Annotated in this window: 19 protein-coding genes, 1 tRNA gene and 1 pseudogene; 10 read left to right on the top strand and 11 right to left on the bottom strand. The window is 48.7% G+C overall.

Annotated features, from left to right (window positions below; translation table 11 throughout):
- Window positions 1-176 precede the first annotated feature (176 nt).
- A pseudogene (locus tag JL661_RS02495) lies at window positions 177-326 on the top strand (IS3 family transposase); the annotation flags it as partial.
- A 112-nt stretch (window positions 327-438) separates the two neighbouring features.
- On the opposite strand, the gene groL reads toward JL661_RS02495, so the two are convergent.
- From groL to JL661_RS02480, 3 genes are all read right to left on the bottom strand, one after another.
- Complete coding sequence (gene groL / locus JL661_RS02490; protein ID WP_004234968.1) at window positions 439-2,085, bottom strand: chaperonin GroEL; 1,647 nt, start codon at window positions 2,083-2,085, stop codon at window positions 439-441.
- A 64-nt stretch (window positions 2,086-2,149) separates the two neighbouring features.
- Window positions 2,150-2,443, bottom strand: coding sequence for a co-chaperone GroES (locus JL661_RS02485; RefSeq protein WP_004240601.1), 294 nt, complete (start codon window positions 2,441-2,443; stop codon window positions 2,150-2,152).
- 172 nt (window positions 2,444-2,615) lie between these two features.
- Window positions 2,616-3,122: an FxsA family protein gene (locus JL661_RS02480; RefSeq protein ID WP_004234964.1), complete on the bottom strand. Its 507-nt coding sequence runs from the start codon at window positions 3,120-3,122 to the stop codon at window positions 2,616-2,618.
- Between the two features lie 378 nt (window positions 3,123-3,500).
- Between JL661_RS02480 and aspA the strand changes: the two genes are divergently transcribed.
- The 5 genes from aspA (at window position 3,501) to JL661_RS02455 (ending at window position 7,896) form a co-directional block, all read left to right on the top strand.
- Window positions 3,501-4,925 (top strand): aspartate ammonia-lyase, encoded by a 1,425-nt coding sequence (gene aspA, locus JL661_RS02475; protein WP_036418728.1) that lies wholly within the window; start codon window positions 3,501-3,503, stop codon window positions 4,923-4,925.
- Window positions 4,926-5,040: 115 nt separating this feature from the next.
- Window positions 5,041-6,342, top strand: a complete 1,302-nt coding sequence (locus JL661_RS02470) for an anaerobic C4-dicarboxylate transporter (RefSeq protein ID WP_004234961.1) — start codon at window positions 5,041-5,043, stop codon at window positions 6,340-6,342.
- Between the two features lie 115 nt (window positions 6,343-6,457).
- Complete coding sequence (dicD, locus tag JL661_RS02465; protein ID WP_004240606.1) at window positions 6,458-7,030, top strand: division control transcriptional repressor DicD; 573 nt, start codon at window positions 6,458-6,460, stop codon at window positions 7,028-7,030.
- 127 nt (window positions 7,031-7,157) lie between these two features.
- Window positions 7,158-7,233: transfer RNA gene (locus JL661_RS02460), tRNA-Phe, on the top strand.
- Between the two features lie 417 nt (window positions 7,234-7,650).
- The gene (locus JL661_RS02455; protein ID WP_004241511.1) at window positions 7,651-7,896 is read left to right on the top strand and encodes a DUF2543 family protein; all 246 of its coding nucleotides are present in this window, start codon (window positions 7,651-7,653) and stop codon (window positions 7,894-7,896) included.
- A gap of 74 nt (window positions 7,897-7,970) precedes the next feature.
- Here JL661_RS02455 and JL661_RS02450 read toward each other — a convergent pair whose 3' ends face one another.
- The gene (locus tag JL661_RS02450) at window positions 7,971-10,481 is read right to left on the bottom strand and encodes an autotransporter outer membrane beta-barrel domain-containing protein (protein WP_225310121.1); all 2,511 of its coding nucleotides are present in this window, start codon (window positions 10,479-10,481) and stop codon (window positions 7,971-7,973) included.
- Between the two features lie 1,152 nt (window positions 10,482-11,633).
- On the opposite strand from JL661_RS02450, the gene JL661_RS18250 reads away from it, so the two are divergent.
- Window positions 11,634-11,885 carry a helix-turn-helix domain-containing protein gene (locus JL661_RS18250; RefSeq protein ID WP_345739890.1) on the top strand — a complete coding sequence of 84 codons (252 nt, stop codon included), beginning with the start codon at window positions 11,634-11,636 and terminating at the stop codon, window positions 11,883-11,885.
- 180 nt (window positions 11,886-12,065) lie between these two features.
- Window positions 12,066-12,998 carry a hypothetical protein gene (locus JL661_RS02440; RefSeq protein WP_062771976.1) on the top strand — a complete coding sequence of 311 codons (933 nt, stop codon included), beginning with the start codon at window positions 12,066-12,068 and terminating at the stop codon, window positions 12,996-12,998.
- Between the two features lie 57 nt (window positions 12,999-13,055).
- Here JL661_RS02440 and nikE read toward each other — a convergent pair whose 3' ends face one another.
- Genes nikE through nikA form a run of 5 tightly spaced genes read right to left on the bottom strand, consistent with a single transcriptional unit; the run spans window position 13,056 to window position 18,039 of the window.
- Window positions 13,056-13,865 carry a nickel import ATP-binding protein NikE gene (nikE, locus tag JL661_RS02435; RefSeq protein ID WP_004234949.1) on the bottom strand — a complete coding sequence of 270 codons (810 nt, stop codon included), beginning with the start codon at window positions 13,863-13,865 and terminating at the stop codon, window positions 13,056-13,058.
- On the bottom strand, window positions 13,862-14,656 hold the full coding sequence (gene nikD, locus JL661_RS02430; protein ID WP_062771979.1) for a nickel import ATP-binding protein NikD: 795 nt from the start codon (window positions 14,654-14,656) through the stop codon (window positions 13,862-13,864). The genes nikE and nikD overlap by 4 nt, the downstream gene beginning before the upstream one ends.
- Window positions 14,647-15,501, bottom strand: a complete 855-nt coding sequence (gene nikC / locus JL661_RS02425) for a nickel ABC transporter permease subunit NikC (protein ID WP_203235842.1) — start codon at window positions 15,499-15,501, stop codon at window positions 14,647-14,649. The genes nikD and nikC overlap by 10 nt, the downstream gene beginning before the upstream one ends.
- A gap of 5 nt (window positions 15,502-15,506) precedes the next feature.
- A complete protein-coding gene (nikB, locus tag JL661_RS02420; RefSeq protein ID WP_032098508.1) occupies window positions 15,507-16,451 on the bottom strand; it encodes a nickel ABC transporter permease subunit NikB in 945 nt (314 codons plus the stop codon).
- A gap of 13 nt (window positions 16,452-16,464) precedes the next feature.
- The gene (gene nikA / locus JL661_RS02415; RefSeq protein WP_032098507.1) at window positions 16,465-18,039 is read right to left on the bottom strand and encodes a nickel ABC transporter substrate-binding protein; all 1,575 of its coding nucleotides are present in this window, start codon (window positions 18,037-18,039) and stop codon (window positions 16,465-16,467) included.
- 388 nt (window positions 18,040-18,427) lie between these two features.
- On the opposite strand from nikA, the gene JL661_RS02410 reads away from it, so the two are divergent.
- Window positions 18,428-18,763 (top strand): zinc ribbon domain-containing protein YjdM, encoded by a 336-nt coding sequence (locus JL661_RS02410; protein ID WP_004234936.1) that lies wholly within the window; start codon window positions 18,428-18,430, stop codon window positions 18,761-18,763.
- 97 nt (window positions 18,764-18,860) lie between these two features.
- Here JL661_RS02410 and JL661_RS02405 read toward each other — a convergent pair whose 3' ends face one another.
- Entirely contained in the window at window positions 18,861-19,190 is a 330-nt protein-coding gene (locus tag JL661_RS02405; RefSeq protein ID WP_004241291.1) for a helix-turn-helix domain-containing protein, read from the bottom strand.
- 368 nt (window positions 19,191-19,558) lie between these two features.
- Between JL661_RS02405 and JL661_RS02400 the strand changes: the two genes are divergently transcribed.
- Window positions 19,559-20,110: a tyrosine-type recombinase/integrase gene (locus JL661_RS02400; protein WP_032098506.1), complete on the top strand. Its 552-nt coding sequence runs from the start codon at window positions 19,559-19,561 to the stop codon at window positions 20,108-20,110.
- Here the strand turns inward: JL661_RS02400 and JL661_RS02395 are convergent, their stop codons facing one another.
- Window positions 20,111-20,998, bottom strand: a complete 888-nt coding sequence (locus tag JL661_RS02395; protein ID WP_218481014.1) for a fimbrial protein — start codon at window positions 20,996-20,998, stop codon at window positions 20,111-20,113.
- Between the last annotated feature and the right edge of the window lie 52 nt (window positions 20,999-21,050).

Raw genomic sequence — 21,050 nt, 5'->3', positions numbered from 1 at the left:
ATAAAAGTAGATAACCTTCTGTTCGGTTACAGAGCTCTACATTTCAAATATTCTGTTAACCTGTAGTGGTTTAATAAATTTGGCTACCTGAACAGAGGTGATATGCTCGCCTCAGAACAACATAGGTGCTTTAAAATCTCAGTGTAGAATTCAGACGTGAATCCACTCAGTTAGTTGTGGACCAGAATTATACGGTAGCGGATGCGGCTGAAGCCATAAATATCGGGCTTTCCACAATGACACAGTTGCGGGATGAGTGAGCGTGCAAAACACCGAAAGCATCCCCTATCACGCCGGAAAAAATTGAAATACTTGAGTTGAAGAAGGGGAAGAGATCAGGATATTATGGGATGCACTAAAAAATGAAGTTAATAAAAAAGCCCGTAAACTATAAGTTTACAGGCTTTTTCAGCAAACAATTGCAGTCAGACTACATGATTACATCATGCCGCCCATGCCGCCCATGCCGCCCATACCACCAGCTGCACCTAAATCCATTTTGTCGTCTTTAGGCAGTTCAGTGATCATCGCTTCAGTGGTGATCATCAGGCCCGCGATAGAACCGGCGAACTGCAGAGCAGAACGGGTTACTTTAGTCGGATCCAGGATACCCATTGCGATCATGTCGCCGTATTCTTCGGTTGCTGCGTTGTAACCGTAGTTACCTTTGCCGCCTTTCACGGTGTTAACAACAACAGATGGTTCTTCACCTGCGTTTTCAACGATCTGACGCATAGGTGCTTCCATTGCGCGCAGCGCAACACGGATACCCACGTTCTGATCTTCGTTATCACCGGTCAGGGCAGTCAGAGCAGCCGCAACGCGGACTAATGCAGTACCGCCGCCGGCAACCACACCTTCTTCAACGGCTGCGCGGGTTGCGTGCAGAGCATCGTCAACACGGGCACGTTTTTCTTTCATTTCAACTTCAGTTGCCGCACCGACTTTGATGACAGCAACACCGCCTGCCAGTTTCGCTACGCGCTCCTGCAGTTTTTCACGGTCGTAATCTGAGGTTGAATCTTCGATCTGCTGACGGATCTGACCAACGCGTGCAGCGATAGTCTCTTCGTCACCCACACCATCAATGATAGTGGTGGTATCTTTGTTGATAACGATACGTTTTGCCTGACCCAGGTCTTCCAGAGTTGCTTTTTCCAGCTCCATACCGATCTCTTCAGAGATAACAGTACCGTTGGTCAGGGTTGCGATATCCTGCAGCATCGCTTTACGGCGGTCGCCGAAGCCCGGTGCTTTCACCGCAGCCACTTTCACGATACCGCGCATGGTGTTAACCACCAGTGTTGCCAGTGCTTCACCTTCAACATCTTCCGCGATAATCATCAGCGGTTTGCTTGCTTTGGCAACGCCTTCCAGAACCGGCAGCAGTTCACGGATGTTGGAGATTTTTTTGTCGACCAGCAGGATGTACGGGTTTTCTAACTCAACAGAACCGGTTTCCGGTTTGTTGATGAAATACGGGGAGAGGTAACCGCGGTCGAACTGCATACCTTCAACAACATCCAGTTCGTCTTCCAGGCCGGTGCCTTCTTCGACAGTGATAACGCCTTCTTTACCGACTTTATCCATCGCTTCCGCAATCAGTTTACCGACGGTTTCATCGGAGTTTGCAGAGATAGTACCTACCTGCGCGATTGCAGTGGTATCAGAGCATGGTGCAGACAGTTTTTTCAGTTCTTCAACGGCTGCAACAACGGCTTTATCGATACCGCGTTTCAGATCCATCGGGTTCATGCCCGCAGCAACGGCTTTCAGGCCTTCAGTGATGATAGACTGAGCCAGTACGGTTGCAGTGGTGGTACCGTCGCCCGCAGCGTCATTCGCTTTGGAGGCAACTTCTTTCACCATCTGTGCGCCCATGTTTTCGAACTTGTCGTCCAGCTCGATTTCACGCGCAACAGACACACCATCTTTAGTGATAACCGGTGCGCCGAATGATTTGTCTAACACAACGTTACGGCCTTTCGGACCTAAAGTAACTTTTACTGCGTCTGCCAGAACATTGACACCACGGAGCATTTTAACACGGGCGTCGTTACCGAATTTTACGTCTTTAGCTGCCATTATTTCTATTCCTTCGAATGCTTTTATGGTTTAAGAAGATCTGAGTACAACCAGTACGGTGTAATTATGCTTCGACAATCGCCAGGATGTCGCTTTCAGACATAATCAGCACTTCTTCATTATCAATTTTTTCAGCTTTTACGCCGTAACCATCATTGAAAATCACGATATCACCGACTTTAACGTCGAGTGGTTTCATTTCGCCGTTTTCCAGGATGCGACCGTTACCTACTGCCAGCACTTCACCACGGGTCGATTTACCTGCCGCTGTACCGGTCAGGACGATCCCGCCCGCTGATTTCGCTTCAACTTCTTTACGCTTAACAATAACACGGTCGTGCAAAGGACGAATTTTCATTGATAGATCTCCTGTAAAAAAATCCGTATCAAATAACGTGGATTAAAGGTTCAGGCCGGATACTAATACCATTGCCATGTTTGAGCAGATGGGGTCAGTTCCGGACAAGTTCAAGGGGGCAGAGATGAAAAAAATACGAAATTTCACGGTCTCTGTCCAAACTGTTCAGATATCAGGGTTTATCCTGCGGATTATCATCGTTGTGTGACGCCGGTGACTGGTTGAGCCGCTGAGATGGAGTGTCACCCCGGCGCTCAAATTCCCCTTCGTACACATTCCCCCGGTTTGCCGCGTTACCGGCGAACGGGTTCGTCCGCGGCTGATACACGCGGATAAACGGCAGCACACGGGACACCAGCAGTTTCTGTACCGGCGGCAGCAGCAGCAGCAGCCCTAAGAAATCGGTGAAAAAGCCCGGCAGGACCAGCAGGATACCGGCCAGCACCAGAGAGACGCTTTTGATCATCTCTGCCGCAGGGCTCTCACCCGCCTGAATTTTCTGCTGAATCAGACTCAGATTACGCATTCCCTGATTGCGCACCAGAGATACGCCGAGACAGGATGTCAGCACCACCAGCACCAGTGTCATAAACACACCGATGGCGGATGCCACGTGAACAAAAATGACCGCCTCAATATAGATCAGCAGACAAATGAGGATAAGGGGTAACCAACGCATAACGTCTTCCTTATGTGGTGCACTGTGATGTAAAAAACCGCCCCTTTGTCAGCCTTTGTGAACTACTTCTAAGAGACGCGCTGTAAATTCGATTTTTAGTCATGGATGTTCATAATGATGGGGTCATTTCAGACGTTTTCAAGCGCGGCATGTGCCGGAATCGCACATGATATTTGTGATTTATCGCACATAAGAGTGATAATAGTGCAAACATTTCAGTTAATAAGTGATCTGGCTAAAAGGATTCAACGCAAATACAGAATATCATCACTGAGAATGCAATAAACTAAGTGATACTCTCTATTAATATCGGACAAAATAATATAATTGCTGTCTTTACTATTAAGTAAGACAACCATTCAATCAAAGAAGGTTCTCATGTCAAATAATTTTCGTATCGAAGAAGACCTGCTGGGTAAACGCGAAGTACCGGACGATGTGTATTATGGTGTCCATACACTGCGGGCTATCGAAAATTTCTATATCAGCGACCGTACAATCAATGATGTCCCGGAATTTATCCGTGGCATGGTGATGGTGAAAAAAGCCGCTGCCATGGCGAATAAAGAACTGCACACTATTCCGCGTGCGATTGCGGATACCATCATCAAAGCCTGCGATGAAGTCCTGATCCACGGTAAATGTATGGATCAGTTCCCTGTGGATGTTTTCCAGGGTGGTGCCGGTACTTCACTGAATATGAACACAAACGAAGTACTGGCAAATATCGGCCTGGAACTGATGGGCCATAAAAAAGGGGAATATGAGTTCCTCAACCCGAATGATCACCTGAACAAAGCCCAGTCCACCAACGACGCTTACCCGACCGGCTTCCGTATCGCTGTCTACAATTCAATTACCCAGCTGATTAAATCTGTTGAGTATCTGAAAGGCACCTTTGATGCCAAATCCGATGAATTCAAAGATATCCTGAAAATGGGCCGTACCCAGTTACAGGATGCCGTTCCGATGACATTAGGCCAGGAATTCCACGCCTTTGCCATCCTGATGAAAGAAGAGATCAGAAACCTGCATCACACCGCTCAGCTGGTGCTGGAAGTTAACCTCGGCGCCACCGCGATTGGTACCGGGCTGAACACCGCACCGGGCTATCAGAAACTGGCGGTGGAAAAACTGGCGGAAGTGACCGGCCTGCCGTGTGTACCGGCAGAAGACCTGATCGAAGCAACGTCTGACTGCGGTGCTTACGTGATGCTGCACAGTGCGCTGAAACGCCTGGCCATGAAGCTCTCCAAAATCTGTAATGACCTGCGTCTGCTCTCCTCCGGTCCGCGTGCGGGTCTCAAAGAGATCAATCTGCCGGAAATGCAGGCGGGTTCTTCTATCATGCCGGCAAAAGTGAACCCGGTGATTCCGGAAGTGGTAAACCAGGCGTGTTTCAAAGTCATCGGTAACGACGTCTGCGTCACCATGGCTGCCGAAGCAGGTCAGTTACAGCTGAACGTGATGGAACCGGCTATCGGCCAGGCGATGTTTGAATCTATTTCTCTGCTGAGCAACGCCTGCCGCAACCTGGGTGAGAAATGCGTTTCCGGTATTACCGCCAACAAAGAAATTTGTGAAGCGTATGTGTTCAACTCTATCGGTATCGTGACTTACCTGAACCCGTTCATCGGTCACCATAACGGGGATATCGTCGGTAAGATTTGTGCGGAAACCGGCAAGAGTGTGCGCGAAGTGGTTCTGGAGCGCGGTCTTCTGACAGAAGCTGAGCTGGATGATATTTTCTCAATTGAGAACTTAAAGAATCCGGCCTATAAAGCAAAACGCTTTGATGACTAATATAATAATAAGAAATACATAGAACACAAAAGCACGTCATCGCAAGGTAACGTGCTTTTTTATTACCCTACTACAAAAATTTAACATTTTTCTACGGGATTTTACAGGAGCACTTATGCTAGCCATCGAATTTATTATCGTACTGCTGGCCATTTATCTCGGGGCGCGCCTCGGAGGGATAGGTATCGGTTTTGCCGGCGGACTGGGGGTTCTTGCCCTCGCCGCCATCGGCGTGAAACCGGGCAGCATCCCGTTCGACGTTATCTCCATTATAATGGCTGTTATCGCTGCAATCTCTGCCATGCAGGTCGCGGGCGGGCTGGATTATCTGGTTCAGCAGACTGAAAAACTGCTGCGCCGCAATCCGCGCTATATCACCATCCTCGCCCCGATCGTCACCTATTTTCTGACACTGTTTGCCGGAACCGGTAATATTTCACTGGCAACCCTGCCGGTGATCACCGAAGTTGCCAAAGAACAGGGGATTAAACCTTCCCGTCCGCTTTCCACCGCCGTTGTGGCCGCGCAGATAGGGATCACCGCATCACCGATTTCAGCGGCGGTGGTGTATATGTCATCGGTCATGGAGCCGATGGGCGTCAGTTACCTGCATCTGCTGATGATCCTGCTGCCATCCACCTTTGTCGCGATCATCCTGATGTCCTTTATTGTGTCCTGGCTGTTTGATGACAAACTCGCCAATGACCCGGTCTTTAAGAAACGTCTTGCTGAAGGCGTGGTGGAACTGAACCGCAGTGAAAAAGCTGCCATCAAACCAGCTGCCAAACTGTCTGTTCTCCTGTTCCTGCTCGGTGTCCTGTCCGTTGTGGTCTTTGCGGTTGTCAACAGTAAGAGTGTCGGGCTGTTGTCTGAACCGATTATGTCCACCACCAACGCCATTCTGATTATCATGCTCAGTGTCGCGACACTTATTACCCTGATATGCAAGGTAGAGACGGATATCATCCTGAACTCCAGTACCTTTAAAGCCGGGATGAGCGCCTGTATCTGTATCCTGGGTGTGGCGTGGCTGGGCGATACCTTCGTTCAGGCAAATCTGGAGTGGATCAAACTGACTGCCGGTGATTTAATCACGCAGCATCCGTGGCTGCTGGCGGTTATTTTCTTCTTCTGTTCTGCCCTGCTCTATTCACAGGCCGCCACCGCCAAAGCGCTGATGCCGATGGCACTGGCGCTGGGTGTTACACCACTGACTGCCATTGCCTCTTTCTCTGCGGTTTCCGGTCTGTTTATCCTGCCGACCTACCCGACCCTGGTCGCGGCGGTTCAGATGGATGACACCGGTACCACCCGTATCGGCAAACTGGTCTTCAACCACCCGTTCTTTATCCCTGGCACCATTGGTGTCGCACTGTCGGTCTGCTTCGGCTTCCTGATCGGCAGTGTCGTTCTGTAATTCCCTGCACTGATAAATCCGCCCTCCGGGGCGGATTTTATTTACCTGCGTCTCTCGCCTTTCATCAGCACTCACGTTATTCTGGATCATATGCCTTTATCAGGGAGAACCTGCTGTGCAACGTGAAGACGTCCTCAATCAGGCACTGAGTCTGCTGGAAAACCACGGCCTTCTGATGTCTGAAGCCACCCTCAACGATAACCTGGACATTGATCCCGAACGCCTGCGGATTTTCTGGCCGACCCGTAATGACCTGCTCTACGACTGCCTGCGTTACCACGGTAATCAGATTGATATCTGGCAGCGCCGCATTCTGCTGGATGAGTCGCTGTCCTGTGAAGATAAACTGCTTGCCCGTTACACGGCACTGGCGGAACGTGTCCGCGAAAACCGTTTTCCGGGATGTCTGTTTATTGCGGCCAGCAGCGCCTTTCCTGATGCGGATCACCCTATCCATCAGTTATCCCGCCAGCAGAAACAAAGTGCCTTTGCATTTACCACAGAGCTGCTCAGAGAGCTGGATATTGATGATTGCGATATGGTGGCCCGTCAGCTGGAACTGATTCTGGAAGGATGCCTGAGCAAACTGCTGATATCCCGCAGTACCGATGATATCGCCACCGCCCGGCGGCTGGCAGAAGATGTGCTGACTATCGCCCGTTGCCGTAAAAACGGCGCACTCAGCTGATTTATTCACCACATGCATAAATTGCGTCCGCATTCTGCATAAAAAGAGCACACTCACACTTTTTTTATGGTTTTTTGACAGAAAGGCATTGACGCAAACCACGGAATACGGTTTAATGCGCCCCGTTGCCCGGATAGCTCAGTCGGTAGAGCAGGGGATTGAAAATCCCCGTGTCCTTGGTTCGATTCCGAGTCCGGGCACCACTATTCAAAGAACCCGCCTTATGGCGGGTTTTTGCTTTTCAGGGTTCTGTAAAAACAAGTTTTCTGTCCCCGCCGGATACAACCACAATCAACTCTGTGCCCTTCCGGCACAACAGGTGATTTAATTTCGCTGCTTTGCCGCATACCGGTCGGTTAATACAGCTACATTTGTATTAGTGATATCATTTTTAAGGCGCAATTTTCCGGTTTTTTATCTTTCCTCTCATTTATTCCTTTTTTAAATCACAACTTTCAAGAAAAGAAACCTGAGCCGGTATACGTGTTGGTCGCCATCCGTTTCCGGAAAGATCATATTATATAACGATGGAGCGCCGGGTGAGGTGCGAAAATGGATCCGGATCGGATACAATGGTGTGATACAAACCACTGACACCGGCGTTAGCCCCGGAGGAATTTATGGAAAATATAGTACCGGATAAATACTACGATATCGCTGATGAGTACGCGCTGGAATCGGAAGAGCCGGTTGAAGAGCAGGAGTATGACGGACTGGCGCACTATTTTCAGTTACTGATCACCTGTCTGACGAACAATGAAGAAATCAGTGAGGAAGCCCAGAAAAAGATGGCGGCTGAAGCCGGTATCGATAAACAGCGTATCGATGATATCGCTGAATTTCTCAACCGCTGGGGTAATGATTAAGTCACTATCAGCGCCGGACACAAAAAAGCCGGGATAACAGTATTCCTGTTATCCCGGCCGGATGTTACTGACAGTTAAAAGCGGTATTTCAGACCTAACATACCCTGTGTATCCGAGTAATGATCACTGCCGGCCTGCTGCGCCACGTTAAACCAGATGTCCGCATTGCGGGTCAGTTGTCCTTCAATCCCCACTTTAATTTCACCGATATTGCGGGTGCCGGACTGACCAACGTGATCGTCGTCCATGGATACGCCCGTCATCTTACTGTTATTCAGCCAGTTAATTTCAGCAAACGGCTGGAAGTGACGATCATTGTCTTTATCCTGCAACGCCTGTCCCAGTCCGTACACTCTTACCCCGAGACGGGTCTGAATATTCCCTTCACCGGTCGCCGATACGCGGGTACCGCCCCGCTCTGTATGGGTATCCATTTTCACACCCATATAGGTCACCTGTGCTTTCGGCTGAATAAACCAGCGGTTGGTACTGCCATCACTGCCCTGTGTTTCATTTATAAGGAAACTGTATCCGGCTTCGGCGGAAAGCGTGATACCGTCAGAATTATATTTTTCTTCCGGTAATTCGTCTCCGTTAATCCGGTTTTTAAACCAGTTGTACTGCACCCAGCTGTCAACATACAGACCGCTTTTATCCGCTTCATTCGCGTAGTAAGTACCGTAGATCCCGGCACTGTAACCATCTGCGTCAGATTTGGCTCTGGTCTTTGTCACATGGTTTGTGGTCTTGCCGCTGATGCGGCCGTAACCCGCCATTAACCCGATATGATAGCGGTTAAGATCATTATCAGACCACTGTGCGATATCCCCGCCCAGTTGTACCACATAACGGTTTGTCCCGGTTTTTAACTGTCCGTCGCCGCTTTTCACGGTTGAATGTCCGGCCACATTCCGCAGCCACAGACTGGTAACTTTGCGCTCACCGGTCAGTACATCGGTATATTGGGTTTCACCGAGACGATCATGCAGACGCACATTAAACAGGTTATTTGCCATATACAGGTTATTGATATATCCCCCGGCTTCCGGGCGGACTACCGGTTCCGGTTTTGGCTCCGGTTCCGGCTCTGGTTCCGGTGTCACCGGGCTGTAATCTGATGTCAGATACCAGTTATTCTCATTGCCGTTTTTACCGCGTCCCAGATAATAATCATACGCCCCGGCAACAATCCGCCCGTTCTGAGTGAAAGTACCGTCAGAAATACCGTCAACCGTGATAACTTCAATGCCGTTGAGTATGGTCAGCCCGCCCTGCCCGCCGATATTCACAAAACTGACGGTAGTGGTTCCGGCAGAATTACCTTTGATCAGCAGTTTATCAGTCGGTGAATCATCCCCGTTCAGCACCGTATTCATAATCAGGTGGCCTCCGTTACCGGTGTAATCACCAGCCACGGTCAGTGTTTTCGGTACAAAGGCGTCCGGATCGCTCAGATCATCCGGAGAGTTATAACGGAGTGTCGCACCGGTCAGTGTCAGGTTTGACAGCACTGAATCAGCGGTCATATTCCAGATACTGCTGGCACCGGCAATATCCAGATTAATGGTACCGTTTGTGGTCGTATTCGGCGCGCCTGCCGCGTTATATTCCAGTGAGTTGGTACTGCCGGTGAACCGGCTGTTATCCGCCATCTGCAGATCAATAATCCCTTTTGTCTCTGCTTTCATATCACCGTCAACGGTGAATACACTGCGGATGCTGTCACCGGACAGACGATCAGAAGAGGATATCTGTGAATCCGCCCCTTTGGCATACAGGGCAAATTTCCGGCCGTCACTGACCACATTAATGGTGGTATCACCACCGAGATATACCTGACTGCCCGCAGTAACTGTTGCACCACCGACCTTTTTCGATCCGGCTTCGGCATAAATACCGTGTGCCGTCGTGCCTTCGGCGCGGATATTCGTTGAACCCAGTTCGATAATACCGCCTTTGTTGGCATAAACCGCATGCGCAGAGCCGCCGTTTGCCACAATGGTGCTGTTATCGCCGATCACCACACGGGCATCCCCGGTTGCTGCGGAGTTGGTATTCCCGGCGTAAACCGCATATCCGGTGCCTAATTCGCGTCCCAGAAATTCCAGATTACTGCCGGCTTCGTGCGAAATAATGACCGCATTTTTCCCGAGGGTAATCAGGTTCTCGTTGGTGCCGGTAGTTGATGAGTTAGCACGCACCCCCATCCCGAATGCATCAATATAGGCATCGTCACCCACGGTAATCACCGTGCCGTTACTCTCTTTGCCGACGTTCAGACCATCAGCGGAAGAACCGGTGGTTTTAATGGTTAATTTATCAATATTGATTTTACTGGCACCGTTTTTTGTCACGATACCGTCAGATTTGGCGCCGCTGGTCTCAATATTCAGCTCATTGAAATTATAGGTGCTGCTGTTCCCGTAAACCGCCCAGCCCTGGAGTGGCGAGATTGACGCTTCCGGCGTAGTATTGATAGTCACACTCGCATAATCGGATAATGCCGTTCCGCCGTGCTCACCGGAATTGTAATAATAAATAGTGGAGGTACAGGTCAGGTATTTTTTTCCGTCGCCGTCTGTCACCGATGTACAGGGATCCGCTATACCGGGAAGTGAATATAATCCCGACCCCAGTATAATAGATACCGGCAATGCGAATCTTTTTACAGATTTATATTTTTTCATAAGGGAAAGCCTCCCGGCGCAAAAATAAAAGCAGGATACAAAAGTTAAAAAACAATTAAATAAAATCCATTCGGCTTTATTAATATATAAAGTCAGCAGATAAATATTATTATCAGAAATAATTCAGGTTATATTTACGTTACACATTACGTGTGTTTATCTGTTATTACAACCACGATAATAGATAAGATATTTTTATGATAATGATGTTAATAAATTGTTTTGATTATTTTTAACTGATATTTCAATGAATTAATATGAAAGATGTAAGTAAACATTACTTAGTAACAAAATCCACAGAATGTTTATTCTTTATTTATCTATAATTGGATTAACAATAGCATGAAATACTACTTAATCGCAATTTACACAAAATTTAATGCATTGAAATTAAAACAAACAGAATTTTGTTACAGATGTTTGTTTTTTTAACGCGTGACCGCATAAAATTTAACAATAAAATAATACCGCTGCCATCACACTCCCCCTGTGATAAAAACAATACAAACAACTGTAAAACAAGCGATAATTTAATATTGTCACATTATACTGATGGCGAAATATACTGAAAAACGCCCATTATTACAGACAAAATAACGCATTTTATGCTCACGATTTGCTTAACATGTCTTGTAAGACAATGTCACGAAAAGATCGAATAAAAAAAATTCAACAAAAAATTCATGTAAAACATGAGAAATTCTTTATATTTTGCGCTGTGTCAAATAAAAGTGATTAAACTACATACCAAATATGTAAATTTATGAAAATAATAAAACATACCAAGATTATATTTGCATCAAAAAATAACATGTGTTATTTAATTTTAATCATTAGATACACAATTCCTTTTTTTTGAAAAAAACACCAGACATGTTAATAAGACAAGAAAACACAACCGGTAATTATTTACCGGGAATAACAACCATTCCTGTTATGACAGATTTAATCTACGGAGATAAATGGTGCAGAAATATCAATGCATAGATTCAGATTTACTCAATAAAAATATCGGGGAGGTGCTGTACAGATTTCGTAAGCTGAAAAAAAATAAGCGGTGAGAAGTTAGGCTTTACACTTGAAATCAGTCAGCAACAGGTTTCCCGCTATGAGCTGGGTAAAGGGAATCTGACGGTCAGCCTGCTGTTCCGGATACTCACAGCACTGGATATCTCACTGATCGTTTTTCTGAATGAACTCAGAAAACAATATGATTCATCAGATACTGTTCATACTTTATTGGACATAGATAATTTATTGTTTTTAAATAAAAATATTAATAAACCCGATTTTTTATTGTAAAAATAACCACACCTTCTGCCCCGGCCATGCCACTGTCACCGGGGCCATGACTCCCCCTCACTAAATAAACTGATTCTGTTATTTTTTAGGAAATACATCCCTGAGAAATAAAAAGATACTGCCCCTCTGCGCAACAAATTGCACAGAAAACACACCTGCAATAAACACAGAGGAAAAACAATGAATCAGGATCTCAACACACAGGATCTGTCTGCACCGGCAGCCGGTATTGACCCGGTAGTACAGGTCATGGGCGGTAACAGTGATATCGCACTGGATTTGGTGGTGATTATTGATACCAGCGGCTCAATGTCAGATGAGTCCGCCGATCTGAGCCGTGAAATAGACGCAGCGATAGAGAAAGCGGCTGCCCGCTGTCCGTCTCAGTTGCGGGCAACTTTCCTGGGCATTCAGGGTACCTGGGCCGGAACAAAGTTTGATCAGACAGTGAGTGATTATCTGATTGGCAAAGGCGCATCCGAGGGAAACTTACAGGCCAGAAAACCATTTACCGAAGCCGATGGCCGCGATCATGCCGGGAATAAGGAGGATTTATGCCGTGCGGTTATTGATGCCAGTAAATATTTTGACTGGCGTCCCGGCGCCCGGCGCGCCATTTTTGTACTGGGTGATGAAGGCATGGAAGGCGGCGGCGGAATACTGACCAGTGCCGCTGTCACGAAAAACAGTGAGGCTATTGGTGTCGCGCAGCTTCACGGCGTCAAAGTTTACACCTATCAGGGAACCCCGGATGACCGCCCGGAAAACCTTGATCGCTTCCCGTCGATTGCGGAAAGAGACAAAGTGACAAAGGAGTATCAGCGGCTGGCAGAGCAGACCGGCGGGCGTTCTTATATCTACACCACCGGTATCGCGAACTTCCTGCTGGTATTACAGGAAATTCTCTGTGACAGCCTGACGCCGCCGGTGATTCCGGATAACGGTCATTCACATGCAGACTGCCGCGATGTGTGTGAACAGCTTTCCTCAATTATTTCCACCGTCAATAAGCTGGCGGATATTATCAATAAAGCCATTGATGCCTGTTGCGGCACAGATGTTCATCATAACAAAGAGACTGCCGCCAAATGCAGTTGCTCCGGTAAAGTATAAACCGTAAATAATGAGTAAAAGCGCCCTGTTAATATCACGGCGCTTTTTTTTTTTTTATCAGACGGATACCGTTTTTCGCCGGTGGGAAGACGGGAATGGCGGCAATACTGCATTTTTCAGTGCCAGTGATGCCGGATGGCGCAGTTGCTCAATACACCCCTGCGGCGATGTTTCTGCAATTTTGCCCTCATCCATAACCACCACGCGTGCGGCAAACCGGCTGACCAGCCGCAGATCATGTGTGACAAACAGATACGCAATCCCCTGCGTTTTCTGTAACTGCCCGAGCAGTGTCAGCAGAGATGCCTGCAGATGAATATCCAGGTTTGATACCGCTTCATCCAGGATGATCAGACGCGGATCCGGGGCCAGCGCCCGTGCAATGCAGATGCGCTGTAACTGTCCGCCGCTGATCTGCGACGGCAGTTTGCCGAGTACTGACAGCGGCAGTTCCACCATATCCAGCAGTTCCGCAGTCCGGGCTTTGCGCTGTGTTTCATCCAGTGAGGTCAGCAATTTCAGTGGTTCGGCAATAATCTGCTCCGGGGTAAAACGTGGATCAACCGCCCCCGGCGGATCCTGAAAGACCATCTGGATCTCCGAACGGAACTGCCGCAGCTGTTTTTTATCCAGTTTGCGCACCGGCATTCCGCGGTAAAAAACATCCCCTTTTTCCGGATATTCCAGCCCGCAGATCTGACGTGCCAGCGTGCTTTTTCCGCAGCCGCTGCGTCCGAGCAGGGCAACGGTCTCCCCTTCATTCAGGGTCAGGGAAATGTCATCGAGAATACAGCGCGGCTTTCCCGCTCCCATCAGTGAATGGCTTTGGTAGCTTTTGCTCAGGTGTTCAACAGAGATCAATGTCATGCGGAAAGCTCCAGATCATACAATGAAAGATGTGCAGAAATAAGATTGCGGGTCACCGGTGAGCGCGGCCGGGAAAAAATATCCTCCACCGGGCCGGTTTCAATAATGTTCCCGTCTGACAGCACCGCCACCTGATCGGCAAGACGCGCCACCACACCCATATCATGGGTGATCAGCAAAAGCCCGGTCTGCCGGTCAGATACTATATGATCCAGCAAATCGAGAATTTTCATCTGCACCACCAGATCCAGATCGGTAGTCGGCTCATCAGCAAACAGAAACGGCGCGTCGCTGAGGATCGCAATCGCGATCATCATCCGCTGTAACATGCCGCCGCTCATCTCAAACGGATAGAGCTTCAGGATATGCTCACTGTCCCCCAGTTCCACTTCCGCCAGCACATCGCGGATGCGTTTATCAATATCATGCAGCGGCTGCCGGGTGGCCTTCAGTGTTTCGGTAATATGCTGATGCATGGTCCGCACCGGGTTAAATGCACTGCGCGGGTTCTGCATGATCGACGCCACTTCCCTGCCGCGCAGAGCCTGTCCGGTGACCGGCTGTCCGTCCAGCAAAATAGTGCCCTGTGTTTTCTGCACACCCGGCGGCAGTACATCCAGCAGCGCAGAGCAGGTCATGGATTTGCCGGAGCCGCTCGCGCCGACCAGCGCCAGCACTTCGCCGCGCCGCAGTGAAAATGACAGATCAGAAATCAGGAAATGGGCATGATTATTATGCAGATACCCCGCCGACAGATGGCTGACCTCCAATACAGAATGATTTAATGACATGTCCCGGCCCTCAGTGTCGGATCCAGACGATCACGCAGAGCATCCCCGAGGATGTTAAACGCCATCACACTGAAAAATAAAATTAAACCCGGCCAGAAAATCAGCATCGGTGATGTCCAGACAAACTGACGGGCATCGCTGATCATCACGCCCCACTCTGCGGTGGGTGCCGCCACGCCCAGCCCGAGGAATGACAGCCCGGAGACATGCAGCATCATGTGGCCGATATCCAGAGTCGCCAGCACGATCAGCTGGGAAATGGTGGCCGGAAACAGATGCCGGAGAAAGATCCGCACATTCCCGGCGCCGCTCAGACGTGCGGCCAGCAGAAATTCCCGGTGGCGCAGCGAGAGGATGATCCCGCGGACAATCCGCGCATACCACGCCCAGTGTGACAGTGCGATCGCGATAATCACGTTTGTCAGCCCGGTACCGAGGATGCCGATTAAAAACAGTGCCAGTACCAGTGTCGGGAATGTCAGGAACACATCGGTAAACCGCATGATGATTTGATCCGTCCGTCCGCCGGTAAACCCGGCAATGCCGCCGATCACCAGTCCGAGCGTCATAATAATCACCAGCGTGATAGCGACAGTGCCGAGAGAAATCCGCGCCCCGGCAATCAGACGGGAAAAAATATCACGCCCGAGATGGTCAGTACCAAGCCAGTACTGACTGTCCGGTTCCTGAAGGCGGTTTGATAACTCCACCAGATCCGGATCATGCGGGGAGATCCACGGCCCGGCAATCATGGCCAGTACCAGCAGTGCCACCACAAACAGCGCAAACCACAACAAAAGATTGCGGCTCAGTGTCCGCCAGGCGGAAGGGGCTTTCAGTATCATATCGCTCATTCGATACCCTCCGCAGAGAGGCGGATGCGGGGATCCGCAATCGCATAAATAATATCCACAATCAGGTTACAGAGGACAAAAATCACCACCATCAGCAGGGTAAAGCACTGAATCACCGGATAATCCCGGTTCATAATGGCAGAGACCGCATAGCGCCCCACACCCGGCCAGCTGAAAATACTCTCGATAATCAGCGCGCCGCCGAGCAGTTCCCCGATATGCATACCGATAGCCGTGATCACCGGCAGCCAGGCGTTTCGCAGAATATGTGAGCGCTCCACTGTCATTTCAGATAACCCGCGCAGCCGCGCATAACGGACATGGCGCTGCCCGGCCACCTCAAGCATGCTTGCCCGCAGCAACCGGGCATTAATCGCCAGTGACATCAGCGAGATAGCAATGACCGGCATGATCAGGTGTTTTGCTTCCCCTTTACCCATCGGCGGCAGCCAGCCGAGGTGAATCGAAAAGAGCAGGATCAGCAGGAACCCCAGCCAGAAATTCGGCATGGAAACCCCGATAAACGCAATCACCCGCACCAGCTGATCCGGCCATTTTTCGCGGTAACGCGCCGCCAGCATCCCCATCGGCACAGACAGAATAATAGTCAGCGCCAGTGCCAGCCCCGCCAGTTGCAGTGTGGCGGGCAGGAAATAGAGCAGATCCGGCAGCACCGGTTTCTGTGTGGCATAAGAGATACCAAAATCCAGATGCAGCGCGTCAGACAGCCAGTGAAAATACTGAGTCATGATCGGCTTATCGAGACCGAGAAGCTCACGGGCGCTTTCCACCGCCTGCGGGGTCGGCGGAATTTTGGAGAGCCGCAGATAATCCAGCGCGGGGTCAGACGGCCCCAGGCGCAGGATCAGAAAGATAAACAGCGAGGTGCCGAGCAGCATCGGGATCAGCAGCAGCACCCGCCGGAAAATAAATCGCATCATAATCGCGGACCTGTTACTTCGCAGCCGGTGTCAGCTGATCAAACGGGATCTCATTCGACATCGCGCTGAACGGCACATCGCCGATTTCCGGTTTTGCCACCGCAATGGCGGTGATGTAGGTCAGCGGCAGATAAACCGCTTCTTCGTGCAGACGGGTCAGAATGTCGTGATACAGCGCACGGCGCTGTTTTTCATCCGTGGTGGTCAGCACCTGTGTGATTTTGGCATCGATTTCCGCTTTATCTGCCAGCCCCTGTTGTGCCTGATAATCGGCATGAGACGGAATGCGCATGGAACTGACAAACGCATGCGGGTCAAACGGCGCGCCCCATGTGCCGTTGAAAATCATTCCGAAGCGCCCGTCTTTCTGGCGCGAATAGATACTGCTTTCCTCTTCCCCGACCAGCTTCACATCAATCCCGGCGCGGCGCAGATCGGCCTGAACCACTTCAGAAATCGACTTCGCCACCGCATCGGTACCGACAAAATTCAGCTCCACCACCAGCGGCTCGCCATCTTTCTCACGGATACCGTTTTCAGTTTTCGCTTTCCAGCCGGCGTTTTCCAGCAGGGATTTCGCTTCTTCAACGTTATAGGCATACGGTGTTAAACCGGCGTCTGCATACGGCACATTTTCTGAGAAAAGGGTGTCAGCTTTTAATTGTGTGCCATACAGCACCTTTTCAATCATTTTATCTTTATCAACCGCGTGGTTAATGGCTCTACGCACAGCTAAATCACGGGTCGGCCCGGTTTTGGTATTGATAGCCAGCACCAGTGATTCCAGAGGTGCAGAGAGTTTGGTGGTATAGCCCGGCATATTTTTAAAGCGCTGATAGGTGTCCGGATAAATAATACCGTCCGTGCCATATAATAAATCCACCTCACCGGCTTCAAATGCCACGGCACGGGTATTCGGGTCAGGAATTACTTTAAACGTAACGGATTCATAAACCGGTTTTTTACCCCAGTACGATTCGTTGCGGATAAATTCATCTTTCTCACTCAGACGGGATTCCGTTAATATCCACGGGCCGGTGCCGATCGGTTTAATAATACCGTCTTTGGTGCCGCCGTCTTTAAACTGCGACGGTGCAATAAAGCGGAACGGACGCGGCAGCGCCAGCTCCTGCAGAATAGGATAATAAGCATCTTTCAGGGTGATTTTTAACTGATTCGGCGCGATATCCTCAACCGCCGTAATCTGATTAGCCAGTTCAAGCCAGGCGTGACGCTCGCGGTTTGCCAGAATGGCATCAAAGTTTGCTTTGGCCGCAGCGGCATCAAATTTTTCGCCGTTGGAGAACTTCACATCTTCACGTAATGTGAAAATATAGGTTTTACCGTCATCCGAAACTGTCCATGATTCCGCCAGCCAGGGCTTTACGGTTCCGTCATTCATATAACGGACCAGCGGCTCATACACCATGGTTTGTCCGGCCATCTGATTCGGCGCGTACTGATGCGGATTCAGCGGCCCCACATTCACCGGCCAGGCAAAATTTAAATGCGGATCGGCAAAGGCGGTATTTAACGACCCGGCCACGAGCGCCGCAGACAATAATAAAGAACGGACAACGTTACGCATATTTCACTCCTGATGTGCCACAGACAAATAAATAAAGAAGTCAGAAACCGGTTATTAAAATAATGCAGTTTCAATATATAAGAGTCCGCTGCGTAATTATGTACTCCCCCTGAGTACTTATTCCGAAAAAAAAGATAAACTCCGGTGATTATCAGCACTGGCGGATTTTTCAGGAAACCGGAGGCTGTTATTGCGTTATTTACCTGTTTATTGTCCGGGAGCCGGAAAAGGCGATAACCACACTCTTTATCCGGTAAAAGCTGCAAAAAGGTGCCGATCCCGCTATACTGGCGGCCGCACTGAAGACAGTGCACATAACCACGGGCAAATATCACCCCATCGTGTGACAATTTGCTGCTCCCCATTGTGAAAATCTGAGAGTCTCATTATGTCATTACCTTCATGTCCGAAATGTAATTCTGAATACACCTATGAAGACGGTGCAATGTATGTGTGCCCTGAATGTGCCCACGAATGGAATGATGCCGAACCGGCAGCGGAAAGCGACGAACTGATCGTCAAAGATGCCAACGGCAATTTACTGGCGGACGGCGATGCCGTGACAGTCATCAAAGACCTGAAAGTCAAAGGCAGCTCATCCATGCTGAAAATCGGCACAAAAGTCAAAGGGATCCGTTTAGTGGAAGGTGACCACAATATTGATTGTAAAATCGATGGCTTTGGTCAGATGAAACTGAAATCTGAGTTTGTGAAAAAGAGCTGATGTTCTGATATAAGATTGCTGACAAAATCCCGGCCTGTTTTTTCCCGGACTTTGCCAACAATCTGAGGCTCCGCAATACCGGCGGAGCCGCTTTCTCTCAGTTGAGATATTCTGATTTTGATGTCACTGATGCCGCTGTATAAATATCAGACTGAACACTGAGACTTTCTTCATATAAAGCGTTGTCCTGACACCCGGCAAAAAACCAGCCGACCGGTGTCTTTAAAATATCTGCTGCCCTGACCAGCAGGCCGACATTAATCCGGCTTTGCCCCCGTTCATAACGGGATAATTGCTGCTGACTGATCCCCAGACAGGCAGCAATCTGCTGTCCGGAATAACCCAGCGCTTTTCGTCTGCAAAAAAGCCGGTCACCGACAGCACGGTTTACCGATGCCATATCGGAATCATATAGAATATCTGTCATATTTATTACCTTCAGAAATAACATTTCCCGGAAATACATTCGGGAAGAAAATACAAATAAATTTAAATTTACCACCTGAATAAATTTAAATTTATCTCACCAGTAAAAATAAAAAAAACACCTATCAATAGCCAGATAATTCCGGTTAAAACAAAGAAAAAAAGCAATAAAAAACACAATACACAACAATAAAATGAAAGTCAGATAACAAAAAATGTTATTACCATCAGATAAATCAGCAATAATTGATCAATTTCACTCATTAACAACATCAATTCCATAACAATACGAAATAGGATATCTGTTTATTTTGTGATAACGTCAGATAAATAATAAAACCTGACCTTAATAACCATACCGAATATTCCATGAAAGAACGAAAACACCTGAGTGAACAGGAGGTTCATTCCTTAATAGCATCATTACCTGACTCAATTAACCATATTCGTAATCAATGTCTGATTGCCGTTTGTTTCAGTCACGGATTACGGGCCAGTGAACTGACCGGATTAATGCTCAGTGATGTTAATATAGATGAAAAAACCATTCATATTACCCGGCTGAAAAACGGATTAAGCACCAATCAGCCCTTACAGTCCCTTGAATATCAATTACTGATACAGTGGCTGGAACAACGGAATGCATCTGTACATTATGCCGAACCCTGGCTTTTTCTTTCCCGCAAAGGCGGGCGGTTATCCCGCCAGCAAATATTCAGGATTATCCGCGACAGCGGATTGTCCGCCGATCTGAATATTGCGGCACATCCTCATATGCTGCGCCATGCCTGCGGTTATGCATTAGCGGACAGAGGAACAGACACCCGGTTAATTCAGGATTATCTCGGTCACCGTAATATTCAGCACACCGTGTTATATACCGCCAGTAATGTGGCCCGGTTCCGCAGTATTAAATTGTGATTACTGCTCCGTGAAAACCAAAACAGCATTCGCCGTAAAATCACCGGTTTTCAGATCCGCCACGGCCATTGCCGGGTCACGTACTGCCTCAAACCCCAGGGTCAGAGTATGAATACCGGGCTGATAACTGAGCGGAAACGTTTTTCCGGGCTGAACCGTCCTGCCATTATATAACACAGCAACACCCAGACCTGTGGTTGACGTGCTGATTATCTGTTCATTGCTGACGGAGATCGGGGTGAACTCCAGTTTCATATTGGCGTTATATTCAACATTGCCCTCGCAATTGACCGAAATATCCTTTGTCACCATAGCGGATGATGTCCCGGATTTTACCGGAATGTCACTGCGTTCTAATTTTCCCAGTTGAACGTCCAGATCCGTACCGCCGTTCAGGGTGCATTTCGGGGGTTCGACAGGCAATTCATGTGCATCAGCACAAAATTTACCTCGCCCGTCAGGGCCATAGCCCATTTTTCCTTTATATTCATACCCGGTGTCGACATCAGAGAGAGTAATACAGTACCCTCCTTTATTGGGTGCTATTGTTTTTTTTGCTGATGTTACGACTTGTTGTGACCTCAGGTTTTTTGAACTCTCCAGCCTGACAACACCGCCGGATAATAAAACGGAACCATTAGCCTTATTACATGTATCCATATTGTACGGCAGTGAGCACCAATACATTTTCATTTCATAATTACCAGACTTCGGTACAAACGATGTATCATCTCCCTTATTATTTTCCGAAGGGCGGGCTTCAATAGGCTGCCCTTTTGCGTAATATGCATTTTTAAAAGAACGCCAGTCGCAGGTATCCGAAACAGTAAAGATTTCATATCCCCGGAATACAGGCAGCAGCCCCCATCCACCCCCTGGCAAATACATGCTGCGACACTATCAGCAGAAAAAACAGTGCCGCCCCGCGTATCATTAATTT

The sequence above is a fragment of the Morganella morganii genome (assembly GCF_019243775.1).
Taxonomy (GTDB): Bacteria; Pseudomonadota; Gammaproteobacteria; order Enterobacterales; family Enterobacteriaceae; genus Morganella; species Morganella morganii.
This window is presented reverse-complemented; position numbering and strand designations above follow the sequence as displayed.

Bases quoted from the DNA above. Each gene is read 5' to 3' on its own strand.
- nikB (WP_032098508.1), bottom strand. From the start codon at position 16,451: ATGATGCGATTTATTTTCCGGCGGGTGCTGCTGCTGATCCCGATGCTG.
- groL (WP_004234968.1), bottom strand. From the start codon at position 2,085: ATGGCAGCTAAAGACGTAAAATTCGGTAACGACGCCCGTGTTAAAATG.
- JL661_RS02480 (WP_004234964.1), bottom strand. From the start codon at position 3,122: ATGCGTTGGTTACCCCTTATCCTCATTTGTCTGCTGATCTATATTGAG.
- JL661_RS02440 (WP_062771976.1), top strand. From the start codon at position 12,066: ATGAATCAGGATCTCAACACACAGGATCTGTCTGCACCGGCAGCCGGT.
- JL661_RS02405 (WP_004241291.1), bottom strand. From the start codon at position 19,190: ATGACAGATATTCTATATGATTCCGATATGGCATCGGTAAACCGTGCT.
- nikD (WP_062771979.1), bottom strand. From the start codon at position 14,656: ATGTCATTAAATCATTCTGTATTGGAGGTCAGCCATCTGTCGGCGGGG.
- nikC (WP_203235842.1), bottom strand. From the start codon at position 15,501: ATGATACTGAAAGCCCCTTCCGCCTGGCGGACACTGAGCCGCAATCTT.
- JL661_RS02410 (WP_004234936.1), top strand. From the start codon at position 18,428: ATGTCATTACCTTCATGTCCGAAATGTAATTCTGAATACACCTATGAA.
- JL661_RS02395 (WP_218481014.1), bottom strand. From the start codon at position 20,998: ATGTATTTGCCAGGGGGTGGATGGGGGCTGCTGCCTGTATTCCGGGGA.
- JL661_RS02485 (WP_004240601.1), bottom strand. From the start codon at position 2,443: ATGAAAATTCGTCCTTTGCACGACCGTGTTATTGTTAAGCGTAAAGAA.
- JL661_RS02400 (WP_032098506.1), top strand. From the start codon at position 19,559: ATGAAAGAACGAAAACACCTGAGTGAACAGGAGGTTCATTCCTTAATA.
- nikE (WP_004234949.1), bottom strand. From the start codon at position 13,865: ATGACATTGATCTCTGTTGAACACCTGAGCAAAAGCTACCAAAGCCAT.
- JL661_RS02455 (WP_004241511.1), top strand. From the start codon at position 7,651: ATGGAAAATATAGTACCGGATAAATACTACGATATCGCTGATGAGTAC.
- aspA (WP_036418728.1), top strand. From the start codon at position 3,501: ATGTCAAATAATTTTCGTATCGAAGAAGACCTGCTGGGTAAACGCGAA.
- nikA (WP_032098507.1), bottom strand. From the start codon at position 18,039: ATGCGTAACGTTGTCCGTTCTTTATTATTGTCTGCGGCGCTCGTGGCC.
- JL661_RS02470 (WP_004234961.1), top strand. From the start codon at position 5,041: ATGCTAGCCATCGAATTTATTATCGTACTGCTGGCCATTTATCTCGGG.